Annotated in this window: 2 protein-coding genes; both read right to left on the reverse strand. The window is 54.7% G+C overall.

The genetic code is table 11. The features are described from left to right. Positions 1-3: 3 nt before the first annotated feature. Complete coding sequence (locus NQH49_RS22320; RefSeq protein ID WP_256698911.1) at positions 4-10,626, reverse strand: hemagglutinin repeat-containing protein; 10,623 nt, start codon at positions 10,624-10,626, stop codon at positions 4-6. 12 nt (positions 10,627-10,638) lie between these two features. Continuing rightward, complete coding sequence (locus NQH49_RS22325; protein WP_256698912.1) at positions 10,639-12,303, reverse strand: ShlB/FhaC/HecB family hemolysin secretion/activation protein; 1,665 nt, start codon at positions 12,301-12,303, stop codon at positions 10,639-10,641. Positions 12,304-12,540 lie beyond the last annotated feature (237 nt).

A 12,540-nucleotide genomic window follows, 5' to 3' on the forward strand; every position in this document is an offset into this window, starting at 1 on the left:
TTTTTACCTTTTTGGATCTAGAAAACCAGAAAATGAGCCATCAGCATTATAACGAACTCCTTTTCCATCAGGTAATCGAAATTCTACACCACCTCGGGATAAATCTGTTCTGACGGTATTGGTGTTACCTAACACTTCATTTACAAATTGTTTTGCAGCTTCATTTTTCTGAGAAACATTACCTTTTAGGGGGTCAAAAGATCCTCCAAGCCTTCCAGCATGTTTTTCCCATGCACGTGCAGCAGCAGATAACCCTTGATCATTAATTGGTTCGCTTGCTGATGATAAAAGGTCATTTTTATTGAATTTCTCGTCAAAATTACTACTTAATTGTTCGTTTCGAGCGCTATCTTCATCCTCAGGGCCCCAGCCATCCGGTGTTCCAGATCCTGTACCACCCATTTCATTTTTCTGTTCATTGGACAGATCTTTACCAATATTTGGCTTCTGGCTGTCGTTTGAGTCGGATTGATTTTGCGCAGACATCACAGCAAGGAGGACGCATACATCGCTCTTACGGCAAGTTTCGTCTAAACCTTCTTTCACTTTGTTAGTTAGGGCTAACGCTGCTTGTTCATTGGCTCCACCTTTTCCTGCTTCAGCCATCGCCGCAGAGTTCAGCGTTTCATGCGCCAGCATTTGTGACAACATGCCTGCGCCTGCCATATTATTGCTGATCTCATTCTTTCCGGCTTGTGCACCGGTCATCGAGCCAGCACTATCGCCACCTGCTAATCCGCCAGTCAGACCTGCTGCCAGGCTACCTAGGGCAACCAGCGTTTGTTTCTGCTCTTCGTTCAACTGACTTACCGGTATATCACCATAAAGAGATTTCTTCAGGCTTTCTCCGATAAGCGCTGTTGCTGCGGCACCAGCTGCACCTGCCATGCCACTATTACCACTGGCCTGAGCCACCACTGCCCCTAAGACTGCGTGGGCAATAATACGGCTTGATTCATTAGGTGCCGTCTTTTTGATAATTTCAGCCAGATAGGGTGCTGCTGCTCCAGACAGCGCTTGAGCAATATTGCCGCCAGCCAGACCCTGAATCGCCGCAGTGGCGGCCTGAATGCCTTGCTGAATTGCACTACCGGTTCCCCACTGGGCCTGAGTCGTTTTATAAGACGAAGTGTTGGTCAATAACTTGTCATACGCCGCCCGTTCTTCTGGAGTGGCATAAGCATCTGGTGCACTGATACCTTTTGCTTCAAGTTCCGCGCGACCAGCATTAATCGCCATAATTTTGCCTTGAGTCGCAGCTATGTCGACTGCCTGCGCTCCAATTTCGCCAATCAACTGTGCGGTTTGAAGTCGTTTTTGTTCTTTTTCTTTGTTAAATATTTGACCGATACTGTCATTGGCATTTTCAGTGTCGCGGCTAAGGTCTCTCACATCCTGCTGCTGGTTTGCCGTGTCGCGAATAACTATTGTACCGTCAGCTACTGCAGACTGTGTGGTGCCCTCAGCATGCCCCTTTCCTCCTGCGCCGGCCAACATGGTGTTTGCCATATTACCGACAAACTGCCCACCCATACTTGCGCCTGAGCTGATGCCAATCCCTTGATGCTGTGTTTTGTAATCTGCCTCATTATGAATATCAGTAAACCCGAGCGTGCCGGTATCAAGACGGTTTTTGTCGGCATCAGCCTGGCTGGCAATGACCGCGCCATTAAGTTGCGTGTGGTTGCCAACCGTAATGTCGAAGCCACCTTTTCCGGCATAAATGCCGCTCTGCTCAAGAACACTGTCGTAATTGCTGTGCATCTTGTCCTGGCTGGCATTGATGTAACCTGAGCCCGTCATGGAGCCGAAAGTGAAACTACCTCCCGCACCAAAGCTCACCTGCTTCGAGTCATAGTTGTCGCTATCCTGCAGGCTGGCTATCGTCAAATCACGTCCAATATCAGCTGTGACACTGTTACCATTCACCTGCGCACCGCTTAGCGTGGTATCGCGGCCGCTGGAAATGGATACTTCACCTCCACTATCCAGCGTGGTCTCAGTCCAGACTGTACCGTTGCCTTTTTCATGACCTTTGGCGCCATTGACGCTGGCAAAAATACTGAGACCCGCACTTCCCGACCCTACGCCAAAGCTGATACCTATACCGCCACCGCTACTGCTGTTCTTTCCAGTGGTTTGCTGCGTGTTGGCAGTCGCGGCGAGTGTGATGTCATTTGCAGCATGCAGAGAGGTATCGCCGCCGGCTTTCAGCTGACTGCCTGCAATTAACAGGTCTCCACTGTTGATGCCGTTTCCTTTACCCGTTGCATCAATACTCAAATTATTACCGGCATTGATACTCGAGCCGCTGACGGTGTCTGATTTTTGGTGTTGTTGTGATTTGGATTGTTGCGTGGTCAGCGACAGACTGATGCCAATGCCGTTATTTGGATCGCCATTAGCCTGAGCAAGCTGACTGGCCTGACCGGTCTGCACACCAGAAAGTACTGATTTGGTTGCCTGTAGTGCAAGAAGCCTGTCATCGCTTTCATTTTTCACATATTGCACAGTTTCTATAGTACTGTTCACGGCTTCAGCCACTGCCCCTGAAAGCGCCAGAGTCAGCCCGCTAGTACGTTGCTCGAATCGTTCATCACGCGAACGTAAATCATGGCCTGGCGTGATCGTCACGCTATCGCCTTGCAGTGCCATGTTTGAACCGGCAATCAGGTCGGCTCCGTTTACCAGTAGCTGCTTACCTGCTGTAATCGACACATCACCAGCAGTGCTGCCCACCGTGCTGATGCTTTGGCTCTGCGTCGTGCCTTTGTCCTTAATCTCATGCAGCGTTTTGCTACTACCAATACTAATTCCTAGCCCACCGGTACCCATCAAACCGCTTTTTTTGGTTTCCGAGAAACGCCAGGTTGAATCCGTGTTGGTTGCGGCAGCTATTTCAACATTATTGCCTGCACTCAAAGCGACTTTGCCATCACCGACCACCTGCGAACCGGTAACCAGCAAATCATTTCCGGCAGAAATGGAGACATTATTCCCACTCAGCAACGTGCCTTTTTCATTGGTTGCGCTGTCTTCCTGAATGGTGTGCGTCGTCTTTTTGCTTAATAGACCTTTTTTGGTTTTGGTTTCTTCTTTGTAGTAATAATCGCTCTCAGTCGCAGTGCCCAGATCCACGTTATTCCCGGCGTGCAACGTAATATCCTGTTGAGCCGTTACATCACTTGCATGGCTGATAATGTCGTGACCGGCAATCAGGGTTGTACTGCCGCCACTTGCAATTTCAGTGCCCTGCTGACGCACTGCTTCGTTGATAACCGTTTTTTTACTGCCCCGTTCACTGTCTCCGGAGCGGCTTTCAACTGCATTCAGATTGATATCGCGTCCCGCCTGCAGACTAATATCGCCCTCGGCTGCCAGCGCTGCCGCCTGGCTGGTAACATCCTGCCCGGCTACCAGAGTCAGGTTGCCGCCGCTGGAAAGTGTTGTGCGCTCGGCACCGGAGCTATGCGTTTCCTTGTTACCGGTTTTACGGCTTTCGCTGGTCTCGATGCTGTTGAGGCTGAGGTCGTGCCAGGCACTGAGCAGCAAATCGCCACCTGCGTTCAGTGAGGCACCGGTGATGTTGATATCGTTGCCGGACTTCAGGCTGAGCGCATCCAGCGACGTAATCGCCGCCGTCTGGCCAAGCAGCGTTTTGCTCGCCTGTACTGGTCCGTTGCCGCCGATCGTCCATTGCGAACTTGCGGTGATGTTATTGATGTCGCCGTTGACACTTTCCAGCGCCACCTTTTTACCGCTGATTGTCGAGCTGACGTTGTTAATGCTATTCAGCGCACTGAGATTCAGCTCGCCTCCGGCTTTAATCAGCCCGGCTTTAAGGTTGTCGATATTGTTCTGGCTGTCGGCGCTGACAGCGTTCTGCGCCACGATAGTGCTTGCGCTATTGGTGATGTTCCCGCCGGAGAGCGTCACATTGTTCCCGGCAATCACGCTGCCATTGTTCATCGCCGCATCTTTTTCGGACAGGTACACTTTCGGCACCATCACCGTCTGACCATTCACCGAGGTGGCTTCCCACCAGATGATGCTCTTATCCAGCGAAGCAACCTGATCCGCAGTAAGCGATACGCCAAACTGCAGGCCTAAAGCCTGCTGTGACGCGGCGGCGTTATCCATCAGATAACGCATCTGGTCCAGATCGGAGCCCACGCCGTTCAGATAGCGGCTGCCGGTCTGATTAAGAACGATGTTGCTGACGTAACGCGTATCAAATGCCGCATCGCCTAGGAAGCGGTAATCGTTGTCAGGCTTGAGATTCAGCCTGTCCAGCAGATAGGACGAGCCAAGGAAAGTATTTACGTCGGTATACTGCTGACGGCTTTCCTGTGGTGCGCTGCCAGGCTGTTTACCCAGCAACTGATTGAGATCGCCAAACAGGCTGGCGTCCAGATGCCCCAGACCGTTTAATTTCGGGTTTACGGTGATGAGATAGGGACTGCTGCTGTCGCCCGGGACGAAGTAGCCATTGTCACTGGTGGGGAGCGGATAGGCGCTGGTATCCACCGCTGAAGCACCATAGCTGCCCAGAGCCGATGGTTTTACTGCGCTGCCTGACGCCAGTTCAGCGGCCTTACCAAGGTTCGCGTTGCCCTGTTGTTTGCCATTGTGATTTGAGAGCCCAACGGTTTCAGGCTGTGCATTTTGCAGCGACGTGCCACCGTTGACCTGCTGCAGGGCATTTTGCAGCTGGTCGCGCCACTCCGGGGAGTTTATGGCTATGCTGCTTGTGGCAGCGAGTTGCTGACGCTGCTGTGCATTCACCTGACTAACAGCAGCTAAGTTATTTAATGCCGGCGCATGGATTATTGTTCCAACCCAGCCGGCATTGGGTGTTGAGCTGGTATTGCTGATATCACCGTTGAAGCTGGCATTGACGTTGCCGCCAGCCTGAATTACGGAACGTAATGCATCTCCGCTATAAATCGTTTCAGTTTCAGGTGTCGAAGTTAAGAGATAGGTCACAGTAGCTGATTGAGCATTAGTAGGAAAAGCGTCCAGGTCGCGATCGCTTTTAAGTTTGTTGTTCCCAATTCTGCCGTTGTAGGTGTAAGTCAAATAAGTGTTGCTTACACCGTTAAACCAGGACTGGTTATTCAGGGTATTTCCCTGAAGCGACATGGAATTACCCGCCAGTAGCGTGCTGGCAAGGTTGTTGAGTTGGATGGCAGAGACATCAAGATTTCGCCCTGCAGCTATGCGACCAGCATTGCCATCAGCTTGGGCGTTAAGTGTTGTAGTTTCTGTGAGATAGCGTTGAACGGCACCTTGCGCATTAGGAGCCAGGTATGAATAATCGTCAATTGAACCATTCCCCTTACCAAAGCTGCCGCCCGTCCTGACGGAAATAATGTAATAGCCTAAATCAGAAATTTTCAGCTGGTCGAGCCGGTAAGTTATAGATGGACCGCCAATACCTGTTGCTAAACCAGATACAGGTTGGTTCTTTTCTTCAACTCTCAGACCATCGCGCTGATTTAGCAGGCTTCCAGTTCTGACGGTGATATCACCATTCTGCGACTCAATGGTTCCCGAGGTATTGATCACCTCACCATTAGCATTCCCCGCCGCGTCGCGTTGCATCCACAGGCTATTGCCTGCCAACATATCGCCACGCTGATTTTGAATGCTGTTAGCGTACAGGTAGAGATTCTGCCCGGCATACAGCAGCGCCGTATTCACAATGCTGCCTGGCGAGGAAATGGTGAAGTTGCCGCGCGTGCCGGTAAAGCCATTAAGTACTACGTCGCTGCGGCTGATCAGTGCAACATTGCCGCCGCCCTGCAGCGTGCCAGCGCTGTTCATATTGATGCGGTTACCGCTCAGGCTGCTGTCGCCGGTTCCGGTGGTGAGCTGGCCGTTGTTCGTCAGGTCGCCGCCTGCACTCAACGTCAGCGCCTGCCCCTGTAACGTGCCCTGGTTCTCAATCGCTCCGTTACTGCTGATAGTCAGGCGATTACCTGCAGCCAGCGTATTGCGTGCGGTAAAACTGTTGATCAGTTTCAGCGTGGCATCGCCCAGCGCTACCACCTGTCCCAGCTGATCAAAACCGCTGCTCTCCAGCAGCAGATTGCCGCCGCTGAACAGTTTACCCGCTGCCTGTTGCGTGACCTGGCTGGCCTTAACGTTCAGCTGATTGACACCCAGCAGCGTGCCGCTGTTATTGAGCTGGCCATAATTAACCGCCAGCGAGCCACCCTGCGCAGTTCCCTGATTCAGCAGTTGCGAGCCGGTGAAGGTTCCCTGCTGATCGGCCAGCAAGGTGCCGCTGTTGCTGGCGGTGGCAGCATTCAGCGTCAGATGCGCTGCCTGCAACCAGCCGCTATTGACGAGTTGAGGCGTGGTGAGCGTGAGCTCGCCCGCAGACAGCATTTTTCCGCTATTAGTCGCGCTGCTGCTGGCGGTGATGCGGTTAGTTGCCCCCTGAATCAGGCCGTAGTTATACAACTCAGGCGTGGTCAGCGTCAGACCGCTCTGGCTTATCAGCGTCCCGCTATTGTTGTTGGTGATGCGGCCACGGGTGGTCAGCAACAGGCTCTTATCACCCTGCAACCGCCCGTTGTTAGTCAGTGTTCCAGTGGTGATCGTCAGATCACCACCCTGAATGCGGCCATCATTGCTAACCGTCGCCGCCTGAAGATCCAGTTTGCCACCCGATAACAGCGCACCGTTTTGCTGCTGCGTCAGCGTGCCGCCGAGCACTGCCGTCAGTCCGTTAACGCCGGAGATTTCTCCACCGTTGGTCAGCGTCGTGCCTTTCAGCGTCAGGTTTCCGGCAATCCACTGCCCCTGATTAGTGAGGCTGAGTGCGTTGAGCGCGGCGTTGCCGTTCGCCGTGATTTTGCTGCCAGAGGTGGACGTCAGTGCATCGCTGATATTGAGCGTCAGATCGCCCGCGCTCTGGATAGCGCCGTTGTTGGCAAGGCGGGTGGCGTTCAGCAGGATTTGCTGTCCCTGCCAGCTGCCGTTGTTGGTGATGTCATCACCGCTAATGTTCAGCGCGCCCTGCGTCAGTAGCTGACCGCCAGCATTGTTGATTAATTCACGTGCGGGCTGCGACTGTACCGCCAGCATGCGGAAACCACGGGTCTGCGCCGGACCGATAGTCAGCGATTGCAGGCCAATCAGACTGCCCTGATTAGTCACGCTGGCCGGGGTAATTGCGAGCGTTTCGCCCTGCACGCTGCCGCTGTTATTCAGCGCGCCGCCACTCAGCGTCATCGCTTTATCCGCCAGCAGCGAGCCGCTATTGTTCAGGTTCTGCGCGCTGACCTGTGCCGTGCCCTGCGACAGGATTTCACCGCTGTTGCGCAGCTCACCCGCAACGTCCGCAGAGACGTCTGCGGTGCCCAGCAGCGAGCCCTGATTCTGCCAGCGGCCTGCGATAATTTGCGCGTTGTTACCCTGGATTGTGCCCGCCGTGTTGAGCTCAGTTGCGTTCAGCAGCAGGCCACCGCCGGTCAGCGTTTTTCCTCCAGCGAGCTGAATTAAAGCGCCGCCCGACTGCGCATCCAGCGAGGATGTTCCCTGCCATAAGCCACCGTTGCTGAGGCTGCTGCCGCGTAACACCAGACGATCGGCCAGCACCTTACCGCTGTTTTGCAGGTTACCCGCCGTCAGGCTGGCGTTACCGCCCGCCGTCAGGCTGCCACGGTTATCCAGCAGCCCGTCAGACTGACCTTTAAGTGAGTCAATACCGTAAACCGTGCCACTGTTGGTCAGCGAGCCAAACTGATAGTCAATGCTGTTTCCCTGCCACACGCCGGCGTTATCAGCGGTTGCGCCCTCAAGTGCAAGAATACCGTTGCTCAGTAGCTGCCCCGCGCTCAGGTTGCTGAACTGCCTGAAATTCGCGTTAAGTCCGTTGTAACCCTGCAGCAGGCTTTGATTCTTCAGCACATCACCTGAAACGTTCAACTGCTGTGCCGCAATCGAACCACTGTTGTTCAGCGTGCCGCTCAGGTCTGCATTCAGATTGGTGGCGGTGATGCGGCCGCTATTGGTGAGGTTGCGGCCGTTAAGGCTGAAGTCATCAGCCACCTGTAGCAGGCCCGCATTGGTCAGCTGTACCGGGGAAAGCGTCAGCGAACCGCCGCTGATAAGCTGACCGCTGGCGGCGTTGGTGATATCCGCGCTGTTCAGTAATAGCGAGCTGTTACCCTGCAGCAGTCCGGCGTTGATCAGCTGAGGTGCCCTGATGCTGAGTCGGTTAGCCGCCAGCGTACCGCTGTTAATGATGTCGTTGCTGATGAGGGCAAAATCGTTCTGGCTCAGCAGTGTGCCGCTGTTATCCAGCCTGCCGCTCAGCGTGCCAAGGAACTGCCTGGTCGCCTGTGCACTACCGGCGTTCTGCCAGCTTTGCAGCCGCATATCGAGCGTGTCGGCCTGAATGCTGCCGTGGTTATCCAGGCTGTCAGCCTGCGCCGTCAGGGCCCCGCCACTGAGCATCTGACCACCGGCCTGATTTGTGAGCTTATCGCCCGTCACGGTCAGTGCATCACTGCCCTGAATCAGCCCGCTGTTAACTAAATCTCCCTGAAGCCTGAGTGCCTGCGCCAGCAGCCAGCCGCTGTTATCAACCGAATCTGTTTTAAGCTGTAGGTTCTGCTGACCAAGAATTTTGCCACTGTTATCAAGCGCTGCGGCGTTAAGTACGCCATCACCCGCACTTAACGCATTGCCGCTGTTATGCCAGCTGCCCGCCGTCACCGCCAGCTGCTGTCCCTGCAACAGGCCACGGTTAGTGAGCGAGTCTGCTGCGATAGTTAATTTGCCGTCACTCAGTAACGTACCGCTGCTGGTTATCGCCTTGCCGCTGGCCTGCAGCGATTGTTTGCCCTGCAACGTGCCGCTGTTGTTCAGCGTACTGGCATCAACAGTGGTTGTCGCTGCGGCGATTTGACCGTCATTGGTCAGCGCAGCGTTTTGAAGACTGAGGTTGTTATCCGCGAGCAGCAGGCCGCCCTGCTGATTATTCAGCTGCGCGTTTGAGGCAAACAGGCTGGCAGCGTTGATTTCGCCGCTGTTGGTCAGCGCGTCTCCACTCAGCGTCAGCCCTGCCTTGCTGGTGATGAGCCCGCTGTTAATCAGCTGCGGCAGATTGAGTGCAAAACTGTTGTCCGAACTCAGGGTGCCGCCCGCCAGATTGTTCAGGCGGTTGCCGCTGTAGGTCAGCGCTTTGCTGCCCTGAATCAGCCCGCTGTTGTCGGTTTGCACGCTGCTGAGTGAGAGCACCGGCGCGGACAATACGCCCTGATTCAGCAGGCTGTCGCTGCTGAGGCTTAGACTCTCTGCGCCGGAGATGGCCGCGCCCTTACCATTCTGCAGGCTACTTGTGGTGATGCCGGTGGTGTTACCGGCCAGCATGCCGCGATTATCGAGTTGTTTGGCCGAGATGTTGAGATTTTTTCCCGCCGTCAGCTGGCCGCTGTTGCTGAGCCGATCCTGCGCCTGCAATCGGATATCGTTACCGGCTTTCGCGACGGCATTGCTGTCCGTGACAACGGTTGTGCCATTAAGCTGAATATCATGTCCTGCCGTGATGCTGGTGCCATTGGTGGTGAGATTTCCTTTCGCCGTAACGCTGACTCCGGCGTCGCTGACCAGCGTGCCTTTATTGAGCGTTGCATACTGCTGTGCACTGAGCACGACCTGTCCGGACGCTTTGTTTTCCCCACCAAGCGTCACTGATTCAGCATTCGCCGTTAGCGCCCCGCTGCTCAGGCTGTTGTTGAGCGTCAGTTTGCCGCTGGCATCCAGCTGAATATCCCCCTGCTTCGCCACCAGGTTACCGAGGTTAACCCCAACACCTTTCTCGCTCGATACCAGATGAATGCGATTGGCATACATGCCGCCAAGCGTGCCGGTATCGACCGCTACCGACGGCGCCGCACCTTCACCGGCAATCGGCGTGACGGAACCATCCGTACCCACGCGGTTTGCCCCGACCGTAACAGACAGATCTTTCGCATGGATCCCGGCGTTGATCTCCGTTGCGCGCGCGACGATCGATACTGCATCGGCGCTGCTTCCGTCCAGTCCCTGACCTTCGACGATCACCGATCCTTTCGTCACCTCCAGCGCAGCCAGATTGCCTCTGGCATCCAGCTGCGGTTTACCGGTGGTCAGCGTGACGTTCGGTGTGTTGATAAAGCCGCAGCCGTTACAGGTGATGCCGTACGGGTTGGCCACCATCACGTTAGCGGCTTTACCCGCCACTTCGGTGTAGCCCTGCAACTGCGAACGGTTGGCGCCAACCACTTCGTTGATGATCGCCTGCGCTTCATGCCCGGCTTTCAGATTAGGGTTGTTCTGGATCAGGCCGCCAAGCTGCGTCTGGGTAAGCTGACCGGTGGCGTTATTGAGGATTAAACCTTCTTTGCCTACGTTGTACTGCTGGTACTGGTTATGCGAAATCCCGGCGCCGTTGGGCGTGGTGATATTCACCACCGGCACGCCGTTGCCGGCGGCATCCATTTTTGTGCCCGCCGTTACCGGCGTAATTTGCGCGGCGACAACAGGCAGCATCGGCTGTGCCGCCACCAGATAGCAAATCAGGTAACTCAGCGCGCGACGGGCGAGGGAAACGGGTTGACGATCGTCCATAATCTTTGCCTCTTAGAAAACAAGCCCGACGCGGGCGTAAATGCTGACGTGATCCGGCTGGAGATGGCCGGGATAGCTAAGCGGAATGCCGACGGTGTACTGGGTGTAGAAGTTGCGGCCACGCGTGCTGAGACCTAGCGCGCTGCCCCACAAGGTGCCGGTGGACTCGCGGTTCTGCGCGTCGCTCTTTAACCAGCCGCCGTCGATGGCGGCCAGCGCGCTGACGTCGCCCAGAACCGGCAGCGTGAACAGGCTGTAACTCAGTTCGTTGCGCAGATAGCCACCGGCATCACCGGAGAGATACTGCTCCTTAAAACCGCGCACCGAGCTTTCGCCACCCAGCGTCAGGCGTTCACTGCCGTACAGCCGATCCGGCGACCACTGACCGTAAATGCTGCTGAGCAGCCACAGTTTGTCGGCCAGCGGGCGCTGGAAGCTGCCGCTGATGCTCCACTTGCGGAACTGTGCTTTGGGCAGATCGCCGGTTTTTCCCGCGTCATCTTCAGCATCGAACCACGGCATGCCGCGGCTGAACGTCGGGTTGAGCGTGGCGACGCCACCAAGGATTTTCTGCGTGTGGTTAAGTCCCAGCTGCGCGCTGGTGATCTTTCGGCTGCTACTCTGCAACAAAGTATTGTTGAGATAGTTGTGGCTGGAGTAGTGATTCAGGCCGAGCTGAACGCCGGTTTTGATATCGCCGTTGCGGAACAGCACCCACGAACCGTTTAGCCGGTGCGACACGTTGTCGCCGTTGCTCAGCCAGGTAAAGCCGTTGTTAACGAAGCTGCTGTGATAGTTGCTCCAGCTGTAGCTGTAGTCGAGCAGGCCGTAACCGTAAGGCACGCTGACGCCCGCCTGCAGGTTTTGTGCATCACGCCAGTCGCTGAAGGCGCTGCTGCGTCCGCCGCTGATAAACCAGCGGTCAGCCAGTCCCAGCAGATTGTTTCCCGTCAGCGAGGCGTTGAGCTGACCAACGCCGGTGCTTTTCTGTCCGCTGTTATCAAACCCCAGCGATGCGCTGAGCGGGAATTCCGGCGTAGCCGTAAGGTTAACCACCGAATAACCGGTTTTAGGCGACGGCTGTATTTCAATCTGCACCGGCGTGGTGCGCACGCGGTTAATCTGCTCCATGCCCTGCTCAATATCACGCAGGTTAAGCACCTTTCCTTCCAGACCGGGAAACGCCATCTGTAATGAACGCGGATGCTGGCCGTCGAGACGAATGGCGTCCAGTTTCCCTTCCAGCACCGGAATAATTAACTCGCCCTGCGATAAATCCTGTTCAATTAAAAATGCCCGGCTGGTGATATAACCGCGCTGCATATACCAGTCAGAAATGGCATGCACCAGCGAATTAATTTCGGTTAAGTTCAGGCAGCGATGAATATATGGTGCGGCCAGCGATTGCTGCTGGCCGGCAGAAATTAGCGTGGCGTTGCGAATAGCGATATGCTGCACCGGGAAGCAGGGGCCGGCCTGACCGGAATCCGCTGCTGGCGTGCTCTGCGGCGCGGTAGCACTCCACAATGCATCACGCTGCTGCTGGTCATTTTGCAAACGTTGCTGTTGTTGGTTCTGAATATAATCACGGTCGCCGGGATTTAACGGTGCCGCAAATGCAGAAGTTGTGAGCATTCCGACGCTCAGCGCCAGAGACATCCATGTTTTTGCCATCATAATAAGACTTAAGGGAAATTGATTGTAAGTTTTGTGTAAGCACTTTTGTGAAGAATATCACCTTAACAATCAGAAAGTTCCTGGCTCCTTATAAAAACTTTAATTTCCTGTTTATTCAATTTTATAAATCATGAAGTTTCCCCTTAACGCAAATAGTCAGTCATTCCATCATTTTAACCGATAATGTTTACTTTCATGGTCATGCATGTTGAATGAATTGATGAGGAAAATGCATAT

The organism is Pantoea trifolii, assembly GCF_024506435.1.
Taxonomy (GTDB): domain Bacteria; phylum Pseudomonadota; class Gammaproteobacteria; order Enterobacterales; family Enterobacteriaceae; genus Pantoea; species Pantoea trifolii.

Bases quoted from the DNA above. Each gene is read 5' to 3' on its own strand.
- NQH49_RS22320 (WP_256698911.1), bottom strand. From the start codon at position 10,626: ATGGACGATCGTCAACCCGTTTCCCTCGCCCGTCGCGCGCTGAGTTAC.
- NQH49_RS22325 (WP_256698912.1), bottom strand. From the start codon at position 12,303: ATGATGGCAAAAACATGGATGTCTCTGGCGCTGAGCGTCGGAATGCTC.